This window comes from Cryobacterium sp. TMT1-3 (genome assembly GCF_004402315.1).
Taxonomy (GTDB): Bacteria; Actinomycetota; Actinomycetes; order Actinomycetales; family Microbacteriaceae; genus Cryobacterium; species Cryobacterium luteum.
Genome location: NZ_SOFW01000040.1, coordinates 431,124 through 446,700, shown reverse-complemented (window position 1 = coordinate 446,700; position 15,577 = coordinate 431,124). Strand labels below are relative to the sequence as shown.

Genomic DNA, 15,577 nt, shown 5'->3' with positions numbered 1-15,577 from the left:
ATGACATCACGCAGGGAAGTTCTCCAGTTGGGCGCCTTCGGAGCGCTGGGACTGGTCGGCATGGAGGGCAACGACAACGTCATTCCCCCAGTGCCGCTACTCACCCAGAGCCTGCTCGCTCCCGCGAACATGCCGGTGCCGTATGCCGGCGTCTTTCGCCGCCCGCCCGTGCTGGCCCCGTACCAGACCGGTTTCGACGACGGTGACCCTGACCGACCGTTCGCCAAGTACGCGCTAACCCAAAAACTTGGCCAGGCGCAGTTCGTGCCTGGCCTGTCCACCGCCGTTGCCGGGTATAACGGCATTTATCCCGGGCCGACCATTCGGGCCGAGCACGGCACCCGGTTCGAGGTGCGCATTCGCAACGCGCTACCGAGCCAGGGTCTGCTGCACTCCGATGCGTTCAACACGGTCACCCACCTGCACGGCTCGGCGTCACTGCCGCAGTACGACGGCTATGCCAACGATGTCACGGCCCCCGGCAACGTTAAGACTTACCGATACCCGAACTGGCAGAATGCCCGCACTTTGTGGTACCACGACCATAACCACCACCTCACTGCACAAAACGTCTATTCGGGACTTGCCGGATTTTATCCGTTGTCGGACAGCTATGAGCGTGCTCAACTTCCTCAGGGCGAGTTCGACGTGCCGCTGATGATCTCCGATGCCCTGTTTAACGCCGACGGATCGCTCGGCTACAACGACCGACTGCGCAGCAGTTTGTTCGGGGACATCATCATGGTCAACGGGGTGCCGTGGCCGACCATGAAGGTGAAGCCCCGTATCTATCGCTTTCGCGTGCTGGTTGCCTCCATTTCGCGCTCCTATCGCCCGACTTTGTCGACCGGCGACCCGGTCTATATCGTGGCTACCGATTCCGGGATGGTCCCGACCGTGCAGCCGGTCGCTTCCTGGCGGCACAGCACAGCCGAGCGCTATGAGATTCTGATCGACTTTCGCAAATATAGGGTCGGGCAGAAAATTAGCCTGAACAACCTGAGCAACAAGAACAATGTCAACTTCATCAACACCAACAAGATCATGCGGTTCGAGGTTGTTGCCGATTTTGGGTCGAACGCGGGCAGCATCTCGTCGATTCCGACGACGCTGGATGACGGCGGCTCGGTCAACCCGCACCAGGGCGGGATCGCCACGATGAGCCTGACCCCCGCCATGGCGAAGATCAAGCGAAACCTCAAGGTTGAGAAAATAAACGGCGTCTGGAAGATCAACGGTACGACCTGGGCCGATGTCGCGGCCTCCCGCTTCACCAAGCTGTTCGCCAATCCACAGCCCTACGACGTGGAGCAGTGGACCATCACGAACGCGTCCGGTGGCTGGTTCCACCCCGTGCACATTCACCTGATCGACGCTAAAATCATCGGCCGCAATACCAACGGCGGCAAACCATTCGCCTGGGAGAACGGTCCGAAGGATGTCTTCTACGTCGGGGAAAACGAGTCCATCACCGCGCTCATGCAGTTCGACACCGGGCCGGAGTTGGGCGGCCGCTACATGATCCACTGCCACAACCTCGTGCACGAAGACCACGACATGATGACCCAGTTCGCGGTTGGCGATTATCGGGTGAACGATCCGATCAATTCCGACCCCGCCGTGATTGACACCCGGCCGGCGGACTTCTACCCCCCGGTGTACCTGCCGGGCCTGCCAGCCGGTACCTGATGTTCCACGCCACCCGCCCAGCCCCGCCGGTGCGGCTGCTCGCCCTGCTCAGCGCCGGACTGCTGGGCTGTGCTCTTCTGAGCGGCTGCACCGCCGGGGCTTCGGCCCCCACTGCGGCAACTCCCGCGAGCGTGAGCCCGGTCGCATCGGAAGACAGCGCCGGCGATATCGGCAATGGCCGACCGACCGTCAGCTACGACGGACTCCTTGTGCAGCGACGGGTCGTGCTCGCTGTGCAGACAGCAGCGGATGCCGATGCGCCCGCCATGCGCTTCGAGCTGGAGGAACGCGCTCACGACGCCGGGGTGAGTCTGACCGACATCTCTCCCGATGTGCTGCCAGCCGGTGTGCTCGAACAAGCCGTTCCACAGCTGACCCTGCTCCTTCCTGCGAATGTTTCGGAGGGACAGGCGCGCGCCCTCATCGAGGAAATGGTGTCCAACTCGCCCGCGCAATATTACGTTCTGACCGTTTTGGTACACGACCTCATCTTCGAAGTGCCGTCGACCGACTCGCCAACATTGGCCGAGGCGATTGCCCGGGAAGGCATCCTCTCTGATGCCTTGGGCAATTACGACACCACCCTCGGGGCCAACACTTTGGACGTGGCCTACCTGGGAACGTTGTTGGGCGACGAGGTGGTCGACTCGGTGCGCAGCGCCATCGCGCGACCGGCCGGTATTACTCCCAAGCGGGTATCGGTGAGAGCCGGCACACCCGGGGGGCCAGGTGTTGATGTCGCGGCAGAACCGATTCCGAAGCCGGTGGTGCTGGCGGACGGGGTCTCGCACGAGGCGGCGGGCGCTTCGCCGATCGCCACTGACTCGTTACCGTTCAGACCCTGGGTCGCTTACGGGATCGGCCTCGCGACGGTGCTGAGCGTGACCATGGCGTTCGCCGGGTGGAGCCTGTTCCAACGGCGGCGTCGTCTTTCGGCTAGCGCACTCGAGCAGGAGCAACCCGATCGAGAGTGGCCATGACCGAGGTGCCGCCGCCCATCCAGGAGCGCACCTCGAGCGAGCCCCCGGCGACCTGGATCGTATCGCGCATGATGCGCAGCCCGAGATGATTGTCGGGGGCCTCCGCGGACAGATCGAAGCCGCAGCCGTTGTCGTGAATCAGCAGGATGGTGCGGTCGTCGTCCTGCATGAGAGTGAGCTCCAGGACGCCGGCCTTGGCATGCTTCATGGTGTTGGCGAGCACCTCGCGGGCCACCCGGTAGAACATGGCGGCACGATCACGGTCGATGTCGCAGTCAGCCGGAATGTGGAGTTTCACGTCGATGCCCTGTTCGATCAGCGGTGCGGTCAGCCGGGCCAGAGCGGCGGGCAGGCCGAGTTCTTCGAGGTCGGGAGGATACAGCTCGGTGGTCATAGCGCGCAGGGTTTGCACGTTCTTCTGCAGGATGGCCGTGGCTTGGCTGAACAGCGCCCGATTCTCGGGGGCAGAATGCCGTTCTTCGGCCTCGAGGGCATAAGACAGCCCGGCGAGATCCTGGATGACATCGTCGTGCAGGTCGCGGGCGATGCGCTGCCGCTCCAGGTCTGACGCGTCGATGGCGTGCTGCAGCAGTTGGCGCTTGGTTGATTGGTGGCCTTGAATGCGCCGGGCCAATTGCACCGCCGGAAACAGCTGGGCCAGTTGCAGGGCCCCAAGGGACAGCAGGAACGCCGGGATGAGGCCGACCACGAGAGCACTCTGTTCGTCTCGGACGGCGTCGTCATTGAAGTAGGCCTCGAAGATGAGCGGGTCACCGCTCGCCGAGGTGGCACGAACGTATACCTCCACCAGCTCGCCGGCCTCGGTCTCGTTCTCGTCGCCGGGATCGTTCTGCAGCCCCAGGGTCGCCCGCCCCTTACCACCGGCGAGCAGTTCGGGCGTCCAGGTCGGGAGCGTGAAGACCTGGCCGACCAGATCCGGGAGGTCGGAGTACACAATGCGGCCTGAGGGATCCCATACCTTGACGCGCACTATGGATCCGTCGGAGATGCGGGGGGCTAATCGGTCGTCGAGCCGCCGGGTCGAGCCGGGGTCACCCGCGAGGACGGCATCGGAGAGGAGGGGACCGACGGAGTAGTCGGCAAGGCGTTGGGCGTGTTGGATGGCATTGTCCATGGCGTTACGCTCGGAGAGTTCGCGCACCCAGAGGGCGGCCGGTACAGCCACGAAGACCATCGCGACGATGCCCACTGCCAGGAACCGGCCCACCGCCGCGCGCACCTCTGAGCGCTCGGTGGAACGCGTTTTCTCCAGGCTGCTGGGCTTCGCCGCGGGTCTAGACATGAGGGGCCGGCACCAGACCGAGTCGGGTCGCAATCACGACCGCTTCGAGTTGCGAGTGCGCGCCGAGCTTGCCGAGGATTGCCTTGACGTAGCCGCGACAGGTGTTCTCAGAAATGCCGAGAACCTTGGCGTTGGCTCGCACATCGGAGCCCTCGCCCATGAGCCGGAGCACGGCAAGCTCACGCTTCGTCAGGTCGGGAAATGGGATTTCTTCACTACGCTGCCGTCGCCGTGCGCTCAGTAGACTCACCAATGACGGATGCACGATGAAACCGCCGATGCGCGCATGCCGCAGCGTGTCGAGCACCGTTGCGAGGGAGCCGTCCTTCGGGAGGAACGCGCAGACCCCGATGGCAGCGGCCTGCTCCAGGGCTTCCAGTGCCGGGTCGCCGGTAAGAATGACAATGCGGGTGTGCGGCGCTCGGGCGAGAATCGCGGTGGCGGCGACGAGGCCGCTGCCGTCGGGCAGGTGGTAGTCCATGACCACGACATCGGGGACCAGGTTCAAACACGCGGCGATGCCGCTGGCCACGCTGTTGGCCGAGCCGACGCTGCACAGGTCGGGTTCTCGATTGAGGGAACCGGTGAGCAGTTCGGCGAAGGTGGTGTGATCGTCGACGATGAGAATGCGAATCTGCCCGGCCGTGGACCCGGGCAAGGAAGCGGTCGCAGTTGTTCCCTGCACGCTGGGTTCACTCGGGGACATCTGGGTGGTCATTTGCGGTGACCTCTCTGCCCGTTCGCAAGCCTCGAAGTGGACGGACAGCACGGCACTGTTCCGGTTGGCGAGACCAGTATCAGTACAAGATGAGTTTCTGTCGAGTACTGTCTCTTTTGCCCCCCATATGGTAGGGAGGCCAGCGGGCGGGTAGCCCGCTCAGGCGCGAGCGACGGCGCGTCGCAAGAATGACGTGACAACATCAGTAGCCTCCCGGAGGGAATCCGCGACCGGCTCTGGTCGTGGAGTAGTAGGGGCGGGTCGCGAAGTTGGCCCGTTCGTCGGCGACACGCTGAGCTGCTCGTGCAGCATGAGCAGGGCGGAGAGCACGTCGGCCAGGTCGCCATCGCCGTCGGCCGTCGCGCGCAGCAGGCGCAGCTGGGCGGCCCGCAGAATCGGGCCAGGAGCGCAGCCCAATTCATTTTGCATGGCGTGCCGGCACCGGTCGTAGGCTTGCAGGCCCTCGGCGTGGCGTCCACTCATCTCGAGTCCGAGAATAAGGGCCGTCCATGCTCGTTCATTGAGCGGTTCGTCGGCCAGTGCCAGATTCGCGAACTCGAGGGCATCATCGATGCGGTGTAGCGCCGCGGCGGTCTCCGACGCGAGGATGCGGGCGCTGGTGAGGCGGGCGGCGTGCAAGTCACGGGCTTCCGCCGCCCAGCCGGGCACGAGTTCGTCGCCAAGTAGCGGCGCATTGGCGAGGTCCAGAGCGCGCAGCAGCAGGGGGTAGGCGAGGCCGGAAATGGTCTTCTGGGCTCGGAGCAGCAGAACATCGAACTGGTCGAGGTCGACGTCGACCAGGTCGCGGTCGAGAACGTAGCCGCCCGTCGTGGTCTGCAGTGGGCCGAATTTTCCCGCTCCGGGCTGCAGGTGGCGGCGTAGCACACTCACATAGCTTTCGAGGGTGGGCAGTGCTTCGACTGGGGCGCTTGCGCCCCAGAGCAGTTCGATCAGGCGGTCCTTGGAAACCGGCAGCCCGAGATTCACGAGGAGAATCTCGAAGATCTGACGGGGTTTGGGGCCGCCGAGCTGGTGAGCGCGCAACACGACCGGCCCGCGTCGAATGGTCAGGTTGCCAAAGACGTGCACGGTCAGGTGGCCCTTGGCCGCGGTCGTTGGCTGTTCTCGAGTGTCGAATCCGGTTGTCATAACGACCTCCACTGTTGGAATGCGACCATCGTGCCCGGTTGCTCCGAACCGGGGAAGCCGCGTGTGGAGTAGCCAAATACCCCCAATCTCGGGGGGACGGATCAGGGAGCGGTGTGGTGGCTGGTGCCGAGGGACCAGCGTGCTCCCTGCGGGCCGTCGAGAACGAGGGCGATCGCCTGATTTGGGATCTCGAAAATCAGCGTTGCCAGAACGGATGCCCGGACCGGCACCTCCAGCCGGTCTGGTTCAACCCAGAGCGCTGTGGCACGAGAGCCGAGGCCGGACAAAGAGTAGTCGCTGGCGTCGAAAGTGAGGCTGGCGGCATCCGTTCTGGTGAGCTCGAGCAGGACGCGCACACGGTGGGCTCCCGGGGCTACGGTGCTGGCGAGGCTGTCGCCCCCGCTGGGCGGCACCCAGCCATCGGAGTCGAGCGGGATGACCGCGCTGATGCGAGCGAGCCCGCCGGGCACGGCGGCGGTGTCACCGAGCGGCGTGCTCGGCTTCGTGCCGGTGACGAGCAGCACGGCAGCCAGGGCCGCCATCACGAGCCAAACGATGACAAGCACAATCAGGATTCTGCGGCGGCCCTGAAGCGGTGTGCGCGTGGTGCCGGGCCGCGTGTGCCGGGTGGTCTCTGGGTGCTTCTCGCCATCGTCGGGGCGCACCAGGCGCAGCGTGGAGTTTGCGGGGGTCATGGCGGAATCCTGGACTCGGCACCATGGGAAAACCCTGATGCCCGCCGCCTGCCGGGTGGTGCCTGGTCGAGGCGGCGGCTAGAACTCGACGTCGCTGACCCGGCGCGCGGCAGCGACCTTCCGGCGACGCCGAAAGGTGGGCTGCGGCGGGGCGGGGATGCGTCGACGCTCGGCCTCGGTGCGGGCGCGACTCCGGCGGAGTTCTAGCTTGAGGCTCTGCTCCCCGGTGCGCATCGCCCAGCGATGATTCGCCGCGAACAGGGGCTTCAGCAGCGGCACGAACCGGCGCAGCCCGCGCTTGGCGAGGTTCACCCGCCAGTCATAGCGAATCTCGACCTCCGGGCCGTCCTGCGAGAAGGACCAGCGCCCGGTACCGACGAGGTCGCCCTCTGCGCCGATCGAGAACCCGGTCGCGCTGCCGCCCAGTATCGTCCTGCTTGCCCAAGTTCGACAGGGCAGCGCTCGCCGAACCGTGAACCCTGGCCCGTTTTTGCGTTGCGGGCCCGCAGTCACGGTTCGGCGAGCGGATGCGCCGGCTCGCGCAATCAGCGCTCGTCGGCCCTGACCACGCGGAGCGGCAGGTAGACCGAGCTGCCCAGCCGGGTGAACTCGGCCGACTTCTCGGCCATCCCGGCCTCGATCGCCTCGAGGCTGGTGAGGCCGTTCTCTGCGGCGTACACCCGCACATCCGCTGAAATGCGCATGGAACAGAACTTGGGACCGCACATGCTGCAGAAATGGGCGGCCTTGGCCGGACCGGCCGGCAGCGTCTCGTCGTGGAAGCTTTGCGCTGTATCCGGGTCGAGGGAGAGCGCGAACTGGTCGGCCCAGCGAAATTCGAAGCGGGCCCGGCTGAGGGCGTCGTCGCGTTCCTGCGCGCGCGGATGCTGCTTGGCCAGGTCGGCGGCGTGGGCGGCGATCTTGTAGGTGATCACCCCGGTTTTCACGTCGTCGCGATTGGGCAGCCCGAGGTGTTCCTTGGGCGTGACGTAGCAGAGCATGGCGGTTCCGGCCTGGGCGATGATGGCCGCGCCGATCGCGCTCGTGATGTGATCGTAGGCCGGCGCGATGTCGGTCGCGAGCGGGCCGAGGGTGTAGAACGGGGCCTCCTCGCACAGCTCTTCTTCAAGGCGCACGTTCTCAACGATCTTGTGCATCGGCACGTGGCCCGGCCCCTCGATCATCACCTGCACACCATAGGATTTCGCGACCTTTGTCAATTCCCCGAGGGTGCGCAGCTCGGCGAACTGCGCTTCGTCGTTGGCGTCGGCGATCGAGCCGGGGCGCAGGCCGTCGCCGAGGGAGAAGGTCACGTCGTAGCGGCGCAGAATCTCACAGAGCTCCACGAAGTGGGTGTACAGAAAGCTCTCCTCGTGGTGGGCGAGGCACCAGGCAGCCATGATCGAGCCGCCCCGCGAGACGATGCCGGTGACCCGGTTCGCAGTGAGCGGAACGTAGCGCAACAGAACGCCGGCGTGCACGGTCATATAGTCGACACCCTGCTCGCACTGCTCGATCACGGTGTCGCGGTAGATCTCCCAGGTGAGCAGGGCCGGGTCGCCATTGACCTTCTCGACCGCCTGGTAGAGCGGAACGGTGCCCACCGGAATCGGCGAGTTACGCATGATCCACTCCCGCGTGAGGTGGATATCCTGGCCGGTGGAGAGATCCATCAGGGTGTCGGCGCCCCAGCGGGCAGCCCAGACCATTTTCTCGACCTCCTCGGCGACCCCGGAGGTCACGGCGGAATTGCCGATGTTCGCGTTGATTTTCACGGTGAAGGCCTTGCCGATGATCATCGGCTCGCTCTCGGGGTGTTTGTGGTTGGCGGGAATGACAGCCCGGCCGCGCGCCACCTCGTCACGCACGAGTTCGGCCGAGACGCCTTCGCGCGCCGCGATGTAGGCCATCTCGGGGGTGACCCGGCCCGCCCGCGCCCAGACCAGCTGAGTCGCGGCACCGTCGATGGGCAGCGGATGCTCCCACCCGGCCCGCGTCTTCGGCAGCCCCTTCTCGAGGTCGATCGTTGCCGTGTCGTCGGTGTACGGGCCCGACGTGTCGTACAGGTCGAAGTGTTCGCCATTGCTGAGGTTCACCCGGCGCACCGGAATCTCCAGGCCGGGCCAGGCCGGCACCGGTTCGTAGCGTTTGCTGCTGCCCAGGATCGGGCCGGTGGTGACGGTTTCGGACATGATTGTTTCGTCAATTGTGCGCATGGGACTCGAACTTCCTACGCCGGCATTACCCGGACAGGTTCAACGGTCGACGGCCCTGGCCGTCCTCTCAGCTCGCTGGTGCGCGCTCCCGTGGTGTGTGTGTCTTCTGACCCCCTCACCCTAGCGCGCGTCACGCGCTCGGGCACGCTCGGCGGTCACCGCGCCCGTTGTGGGCCGCCGCGCCAGGCATGGGTGGCGTGACCGCCGGGAGCTGGCGCCCGAGCCTGCGCGAGGGCGAGAGCTGGCGGGGGGCATCCGCTCAGCGGGAGAGAGCGGCGAGCTCGGCCCGGGTTGAGGCACCGACCTTGCGCAGCAGGTTGGCTACGTGGAACTTCACCGTGTTCTCGCTGATGGTCAGCGCTTCGGCGATGGCCTTGTTCCGGGCGCCCGAGGCGACGAGCTCGAGTACGCCGCGTTCCCGGGGGCTCAGGCCCCAGGCAGCAGCGGTTGTGACGGATGCTGTGGGCGCGTCGAGCGGCAGCGACACCGCCATCTCGGATCCCCAGCCCGCGGTCGCCTCGACATTGAGCGAGCCGCTGAGCGCGACGACCCGCGCGGCCAGCTGGCGCACGCTCGGCACCTCGGCATCGAGGTCGCCCGGTCCGTCGTCGCGAATGCGAATGAGCAGGTTGCTGCCGTCGCAGTCCCACTGCACGCGCACCCGGCCGACGCCGGCCTGTTCGACCAGGGCGAGCACGGCGCCGCGCACGATGGCCCTGGCTTCGTGAGCGACTTCGCCCGGAAGCGCGCGCCCGTTGACCGGCGGCTCGATGAACTGCACGTCGAGGTCGCCGAAACGCACGAGTGGGCGCAGATCGTTCTTGAGGCGTTCGAAGGCGCGGGCGACCGGTTCCTCGGTGAGGCTGCGATCGAGGTCGCTCACCGCGCGCAGGGCGACCATCGCGCTCGCGGCGAGTTCGATGGCCTTCTGCCGGGCGGCCGTGTCGCTCGTGCTGCTTGAGCGGAGCACGGCCAGCAGGGATTCCAGCGTCGTCGCGTGCGCATCAGTGAGGTCAGCGATGAGCTTGGAGCGTTCGGCGGCCATGCTGCGCGCGGACTGGGCTGTCTGGGTGGACTGCAGGGTGGAGTCGTCAGGGAAGGTCATGCCTCCAGCCTATCCAAACCATCCTCTGGGCCCGCCCAAGACCATTCGTTCGGGTAGTTTAACCGTTCATTTGGCGGGCCGCGCACCCGCTCGAAAGAGTGGAGCATTGACCTATGACCAAAACAATGACCACCCCGAGAACAGCGGATGCCCTCGGCCTCATTTTCGCCGAAAACAGCCGCGTGGTCGACGTGCTGCGGGCATCCGCTTCGTCACTCGACGTTGCGGCGAGTCTGCTCGCTGCGGCGCCGCGAGTGTTCGTGCTCGGCGCCGGCCGCTCCGGACTGGCGCTCAAGATGACCGCGATGCGCCTCATGCACCTCGGGCTGGACGTGCACGTGGTCGGCGAGGTGACCAGCCCGGCCATAGCTGCCGGCGACGTGCTGTTGGTGGCAAGCGGATCAGGCACGACGGGCGCCATCGTGCGTGCCGCCGAGACGGCTGACGGTGTGGGCGCGAGCATTCTCGCGCTGACCACAGCGGCCGCGTCACCGCTCGGGCAGCTTGCCGCGGTGACCGTGCTCATTCCCGCGGCCGCCAAGCAGGACCACGACGGACAGGCGTCGGCCCAGTATTCGGGCGGCTTGTTCGAACAGTCCGTGCTGCTGGTCGGTGACGCTCTCTTTCACACGCTCTGGCAGTTGAGCGGCCGCACGGCCGAAGAGCTCTGGCCGCGTCACGCCAACCTCGAGTAAGACCGACCGGGCCCGGGCCCGGGCACACACACCACTGAAACCAACAGAAAGAAGAACCCCATGAAGCTTCAGGTAGCAATGGACGTACTGACCACCGACGCCGCACTCGCGCTCGCCGCCCAGGTCGCCCCGCACGTCGACATCATCGAGCTCGGCACCCCGCTGATCAAGGCCGAGGGCCTGCGCGCCGTCACCGCGATCAAGGCTGCGCACCCCGACAAGATCGTCTTCGCCGACCTCAAGACGATGGATGCCGGCGAGCTCGAAGCCGACATCGCCTTCGCCGCCGGCGCCGACCTCGTGACCGTGCTCGGCACGGCCGGGGACAGCACCATCATCGGTGCCGTCGCCGCCGCGACCAAGCACGGCAAGGGCATCGTTGTCGACCTCATCGGCGTCGCCGACAAGGTCACCCGCGCCCGCGAAGTCACCGCCCTCGGCGCCAAGTTCGTCGAGATGCACGCCGGTCTCGACGAACAGGCCGAGCCCGGCTTCTCGCTCGAGAAGTTGCTGAACCAGGGCGAGACCGCCAGGGTTCCGTTCTCGCTCGCCGGTGGCGTGAGCCTGGCGACCATCGCCTCGGTGCAGCGCGCCGGGGCATCCGTTGCCGTCGCCGGCGGAGCCATCTATGGCGCCGAGGACCCGGCTGCCGCTGCCGCTGCCCTGCGCGCCGCGATCATCTAAGATCCGGCTTCATCTGGTGCCGTCCCGCTTCGCGCGGGGCGGCACTTTCGCGTTAAGCGGATGCCCGCGCCACAGTCCCGCAGAGACCGCTCGGTCCTGGCCACCGCCAGCAGAAATTCGGTCGGGGCCGGGCCCCGTCCCCGGGCCCAGTTTATAGACTCGGCCCACCTCCCGGGCCCCGTGCAGAAAAGGGAACCTCGTCGGAGGGCCCCGCTAGGCTGGTGGCGCCCGAGACAGTCGGCGGCATCGTCGCCGCGAGAGGATGCGCCCCGCATGAGCAGCACCATTTTCGACCGAGCCAGGCCCGCCCAATCCGTCGTGACCGCCGCGCTGGCCGGCACGCGGCAGAGCTCCTTCTGGCTCGACGATCTCGCGCCGCGCGCGAGCTATCCCCGGCTCACCAGCAACCTCGATTGTGACCTTGCGGTCGTCGGGGGCGGCTACCTCGGCCTGTGGACCGCCGTGCTGGCCAAGCAGCAGAATCCGGCAGCGCGGGTGGTGCTGTTGGAGGCGCGCACGGTGGGCTGGGCGGCATCCGGGCGCAACGGCGGCTTCTGCGAGGCGAGCCTCACCCATGGTGAGGAGAACGGCCGCACGCGTTGGCCGCACGAGATCGACCGCCTGACCGAGCTCGGCTACGAGAATCTCGATGAGATCGAGCGCACGGTGGCCGCACTCGGCCTCGACTGCGATTTCGAGCGCACCGGGGCCATCGACCTCGCGGTCGAAGAGCACCAGGTGGAGTGGCTGCGCGCGGAGTCGACCGACGAGAACACGGTCTTTCTCGATGCGGAGGCCGTGCAGGCCGAGGTGAAATCGCCGACCTATCTGGCCGGGGTCTGGTATCGGCGCAGTAATGCCCTCGTGCATCCCGGCAAGCTCTCTGCCGAACTCGCGCGGGTAGCAACCGATCTCGGCGTCGAGATCTTCGAGCATTCGCTCGTGCAGAACCTCAACACGACCGGGCTCAGCGCCGCCCAGGGCACCCGGGTCGTGACCCGCGGCGGCATCGTGACCGCAAAGAAGACAGCCCTCGCCACCAACGTGTTCCCGTCGCTGCTCAAGCGCAACAGGCTCGCCACCGTGCCGGTTTACGACTACGTGCTCATGACCGAACCGCTCGATGCGAGCCAGCTCGCCGCGATCGGCTGGCAGAACCGGCAGGGCCTCGCCGACCTGGCCAACCAATTTCATTACTATCGGCTGAGTGTCGATAACCGCATTCTGTTCGGCGGCTACGACGCCGTGTACCACTACGGCCGCAGGGTGCGCAGCAGCTACGAGAACCGCCCCGAGAGCTTCGAAAAGCTCGCGAACCACTTCTTCACGACGTTTCCGCAGCTGGCTGGGGTGCGCTTCAGCCACAAGTGGGCCGGCGCCATCGACACCTCCACGCAGTTCTGCGCCTTCTTCGGCCAGGCTCGCCAGGAGCGGATCAGCTACGCGGCCGGGTTCACCGGCCTCGGCGTGGGCGCAACGCATTTCGCAGCCCAGGTCATGCTCGACCAACTGGCCGGCCGCAGCACGGAACGCACCGAACTGGCCATGGTGCGGGGCCGGCCGCTGCCGTTTCCGCCGGAACCCATCGCATCCGCTGGAATTCAGGCAACCCGCTGGGCGCTCAACCGCGCCGACCGAAACGGCGGCAAGCGCAACGCCCTGCTCAAAACCCTCGATGCCCTCGGGCTCGGCTTCGACTCCTGAACGATCAGCCGAGCAGCAGTTTGCTGAGCTGGTCGGTCGAGTGCACGACAGCGGTCGCGGCGGCCGCTTCGGCGGGAGAGCCGTAGCCCCACTCCACCAGGATGGCCGGAATGCCGTTTGCTTCAGCGCCGATGGCATCGTAGCTGCGGTCGCCGACCATGACGGCTCCGCTGGTGTCGACGCCGGTCGCGGCCAGGCGGGCCAGGGCCTCGGCCACGATCTCAGCCTTGTGGCTGCGGGTGTCGTCGGCAGATGCCCCGACCGTTGCCGTGAAGTATTTAGCGAGATCGAAGTGCGTGAGAATGGCGATCGCGCTCAGTTCCGGCTTGCTCGTGGCGAGGGCGAGGGGAATTCCCGCAGCGTGGATGCGCTCGAGCAGGCCGGCTACGCCGGGATAGACGGCCGTATCGAGCGCGGCGGCGCCGTGATAATCGGCCCGGTAAACCGCGGTGGCCGATGCGGCCTCGTCGGGGGTCATGCCCGCGTACTCCTGGAAGGCGTCGAGCATCGGCGGGCCGACGTAGGCGAGCAGGTCGGCAGCGCTGGGAACGGGGCGGCCCATCCGGGTGAAGGTGCGGGCCAACGAGGCGGTGATCGCCGGGGCGGAATCGGTGATGGTTCCGTCGAGGTCGAAGAGGATGGCGCTCCAGGTGCGCGTCAATGTTGCGTTCATTCGGCATAGCCTAAACGGTTCGCCGCCCATCTACCCCATTTGCCCATTTTCCTCAGCTTTTATCCGGCTTCGTCAAAGGCTCAGCGCACCTCGATCGGGGCACCAGCCGCCGACGCAATCTTTCCGTCGTCATTGCCCTGGATCAAGGGCATCGCGGCCGACTTTCCGGACACCAACTACGCCGCCTACGAGTTGCCCGCCGGCCCCGGAGGCCAGTCGACCTTCAGCTTCATCAACTGCTGGGGAATCCCGCAGAACTCCGACACAGCGGATGCCGCCAGCTCCGTGGTCGAGTTCCTCACCAGCGACCAGGCGCAACTCGCCGCGGCCGCTGCCTTCGGAGTGATCCCCTCGACCGAGTCCGCCGCGGCGACCTACGCCGAAACCTTTCCCGAGAACGCGTCGTTCGTCGCGAGTGCCGACTACGCGGTCAGCCCGGTGAATTTCGCCGGATCGGCCTCGGCCATCACGGACTTCAACTCGAAGCTCGAGGGCTTCATCGGCGGCGTGCCGAAGGCAATCCTCGAATCGCTCCAGACCAGGCTGCAGGCCACCCTCGACGAGGCCAACGGCCAATAGCGTCTGCGGGCCCGGCCCTACGGGCCGGGCCCGCACATCATCAGGTATCAAGGGAGACACCATGGCACGCAGACTGACGGCGGGCGCGCGCAAGCCGCGGGCCGGCATCCGCTCGGGCGAAACAAGATTCGGCTGGCTGTTCATCGGCCCGCCGTCGTGACACTGTTCTTTTTGAGTTTGCAAGGCATGTGGAACGAGTACGCGCACTTCGTTGTCTCGCGGCAGGACGCCGACCTGAATACCCTGACGACCGGTGTCGCCTCGCTCGTGTCGGGGCAGCTCGGCTCGGGCAACCAGTATCCGCTGGTGCTGGCTTCGGCGCTGCTGATGACGATCCCGGTCGCCATCATGATCGTCATCTTTCAGAAGCGCATCATGAATACCACCGAGGGCGGCGAAAAGGGTTAGCCTGTTCGTTCGCCTCGACCGGCAAAGGAACCCTGCATGACACCGACTTCGCCCGCCCGACTCGTCTATGGCTGCATGGGACTGGGCGGTGACTGGACGCCAGGGCCGGTCACCCCCGCCGCGATCGACCAGGCGGCCGCGGCGGTCGAGGCCGCGCTATCCATCGGCGTGGGCGTGTTCGACCACGCCGACATCTACCGTTTCGGTAAGGCCGAGACGGTGTTCGGCGAGGTGCTGAAACGCACGCCGGGACTGCGCGAGCGCATCGAGATCCAGACCAAGTGCGGTATCCGCCTGGATGCGGACCACGCTCCCTACGACCTGTCCACGATCGTGGCGCGCGTCGACGACAGCCTCGCGCGGCTCGGCGTGGACTACGTCGACACCCTGCTGCTGCACCGACCCGACCCGCTGCTCGAGCCCGCCGATGTGGCCGTGGCGGTGGCCCAGCTGCACGCGGCCGGCAAGATTCGCGCGCTCGGCGTCTCGAACATGTCGGGGGCGCAGATCGCGTTTCTGCAGCGCGAGAGTCCGCTGCCGATCGTGGTGAACCAGCTGGAGATGAGCCTGGGCCGCCGCGACTGGGTCGACAGTACCGTGCTGGTCAACCACCCGGATGGCGCCAGCAACACCTTTCCGCACGGCACGCTCGAGTACTGCGCGAGCAACGGCGTGCGGCTCCAGGCCTGGGGCGCCCTCGCCCAGGGCCGCTATTCCGGGGCGCCGACGCGCACGGCGGCCGAGGAGGCGGCATCCGCTGTGGTCACGACGCTGGCCGAAGCCAAGAACACGACCCGCGAGGCCATCGTGCTCGGCTGGCTGATGCGGCACCCGGCGCGCATCGACCCGGTGCTCGGATCGAGCGATCCTACGCGCATTCGGGCCTGCGCCGATGCCGCGGTGCAGGCAGCGGCGATGACGCGCGACGAATGGTTCGCGCTGTACATTGCGGCCCGCGGTCGGCCGCTGCCGTAGGTGC

General features: G+C 66.6%; 16 protein-coding genes and 1 riboswitch. Of the genes, 8 read left to right on the top strand and 8 right to left on the bottom strand.

Going from position 1 to position 15,577, the window contains the following annotated elements; translation table 11 throughout:
* Complete coding sequence (locus E3O25_RS16715; RefSeq protein ID WP_092110676.1) at positions 1-1,689, top strand: multicopper oxidase family protein; 1,689 nt, start codon at positions 1-3, stop codon at positions 1,687-1,689.
* Positions 1,689-2,669, top strand: a complete 981-nt coding sequence (locus E3O25_RS16710; protein ID WP_134361677.1) for a hypothetical protein — start codon at positions 1,689-1,691, stop codon at positions 2,667-2,669. Before E3O25_RS16715 ends, E3O25_RS16710 begins: the two co-directional genes overlap by 1 nt.
* Here E3O25_RS16710 and E3O25_RS16705 read toward each other — a convergent pair.
* The 7 genes from E3O25_RS16705 to E3O25_RS16675 form a co-directional block, all read right to left on the bottom strand.
* Positions 2,626-3,972 carry a sensor histidine kinase gene (locus E3O25_RS16705; RefSeq protein WP_134361676.1) on the bottom strand — a complete coding sequence of 449 codons (1,347 nt, stop codon included), beginning with the start codon at positions 3,970-3,972 and terminating at the stop codon, positions 2,626-2,628. The genes E3O25_RS16710 and E3O25_RS16705 overlap by 44 nt on opposite strands.
* Positions 3,965-4,690 (bottom strand): response regulator transcription factor, encoded by a 726-nt coding sequence (locus tag E3O25_RS16700; protein ID WP_134361675.1) that lies wholly within the window; start codon positions 4,688-4,690, stop codon positions 3,965-3,967. Before E3O25_RS16700 ends, E3O25_RS16705 begins: the two co-directional genes overlap by 8 nt.
* 159 nt (positions 4,691-4,849) lie before the next feature.
* Positions 4,850-5,839 carry a BTAD domain-containing putative transcriptional regulator gene (locus E3O25_RS16695; protein WP_134361674.1) on the bottom strand — a complete coding sequence of 330 codons (990 nt, stop codon included), beginning with the start codon at positions 5,837-5,839 and terminating at the stop codon, positions 4,850-4,852.
* 101 nt (positions 5,840-5,940) lie between these two features.
* Entirely contained in the window at positions 5,941-6,534 is a 594-nt protein-coding gene (locus E3O25_RS16690; RefSeq protein WP_134361673.1) for a hypothetical protein, read from the bottom strand.
* Between the two features lie 78 nt (positions 6,535-6,612).
* Positions 6,613-7,047: a hypothetical protein gene (locus E3O25_RS16685; protein ID WP_134361672.1), complete on the bottom strand. Its 435-nt coding sequence runs from the start codon at positions 7,045-7,047 to the stop codon at positions 6,613-6,615.
* Between the two features lie 32 nt (positions 7,048-7,079).
* On the bottom strand, positions 7,080-8,750 hold the full coding sequence (gene thiC / locus E3O25_RS16680; protein WP_092110689.1) for a phosphomethylpyrimidine synthase ThiC: 1,671 nt from the start codon (positions 8,748-8,750) through the stop codon (positions 7,080-7,082).
* A riboswitch (TPP riboswitch) is annotated at positions 8,745-8,852 on the bottom strand. (Overlaps the previous gene by 6 nt.)
* Positions 8,853-9,009: 157 nt before the next feature.
* Positions 9,010-9,855 (bottom strand): LuxR C-terminal-related transcriptional regulator, encoded by an 846-nt coding sequence (locus tag E3O25_RS16675; protein WP_092110691.1) that lies wholly within the window; start codon positions 9,853-9,855, stop codon positions 9,010-9,012.
* 113 nt (positions 9,856-9,968) lie between these two features.
* Between E3O25_RS16675 and hxlB the strand changes: the two genes are divergently transcribed.
* The 3 genes from hxlB to E3O25_RS16660 all read left to right on the top strand — a co-directional run bounded on the left by hxlB (position 9,969) and on the right by E3O25_RS16660 (position 12,938).
* On the top strand, positions 9,969-10,550 hold the full coding sequence (gene hxlB, locus E3O25_RS16670) for a 6-phospho-3-hexuloisomerase (RefSeq protein WP_134361671.1): 582 nt from the start codon (positions 9,969-9,971) through the stop codon (positions 10,548-10,550).
* A 60-nt stretch (positions 10,551-10,610) separates the two neighbouring features.
* The gene (gene hxlA / locus E3O25_RS16665; protein ID WP_092110696.1) at positions 10,611-11,234 is read left to right on the top strand and encodes a 3-hexulose-6-phosphate synthase; all 624 of its coding nucleotides are present in this window, start codon (positions 10,611-10,613) and stop codon (positions 11,232-11,234) included.
* A 273-nt stretch (positions 11,235-11,507) separates the two neighbouring features.
* On the top strand, positions 11,508-12,938 hold the full coding sequence (locus E3O25_RS16660; protein WP_092110698.1) for an FAD-binding oxidoreductase: 1,431 nt from the start codon (positions 11,508-11,510) through the stop codon (positions 12,936-12,938).
* A 4-nt stretch (positions 12,939-12,942) separates the two neighbouring features.
* On the opposite strand, the gene E3O25_RS16655 is transcribed toward E3O25_RS16660, so the two are convergent.
* Positions 12,943-13,611: an HAD hydrolase-like protein gene (locus tag E3O25_RS16655; RefSeq protein WP_092110700.1), complete on the bottom strand. Its 669-nt coding sequence runs from the start codon at positions 13,609-13,611 to the stop codon at positions 12,943-12,945.
* A 39-nt stretch (positions 13,612-13,650) separates the two neighbouring features.
* Between E3O25_RS16655 and E3O25_RS16650 the strand changes: the two genes are divergently transcribed.
* From E3O25_RS16650 to E3O25_RS16640, 3 genes are all read left to right on the top strand, one after another.
* Complete coding sequence (locus E3O25_RS16650; RefSeq protein ID WP_134361670.1) at positions 13,651-14,190, top strand: extracellular solute-binding protein; 540 nt, start codon at positions 13,651-13,653, stop codon at positions 14,188-14,190.
* 171 nt (positions 14,191-14,361) lie between these two features.
* A complete protein-coding gene (locus E3O25_RS16645; RefSeq protein ID WP_134361669.1) occupies positions 14,362-14,598 on the top strand; it encodes a glucose transporter permease in 237 nt (78 codons plus the stop codon).
* A 36-nt stretch (positions 14,599-14,634) separates the two neighbouring features.
* The gene (locus E3O25_RS16640) at positions 14,635-15,573 is read left to right on the top strand and encodes an aldo/keto reductase family oxidoreductase (RefSeq protein ID WP_241988633.1); all 939 of its coding nucleotides are present in this window, start codon (positions 14,635-14,637) and stop codon (positions 15,571-15,573) included.
* Positions 15,574-15,577: the final 4 nt, after the last annotated feature.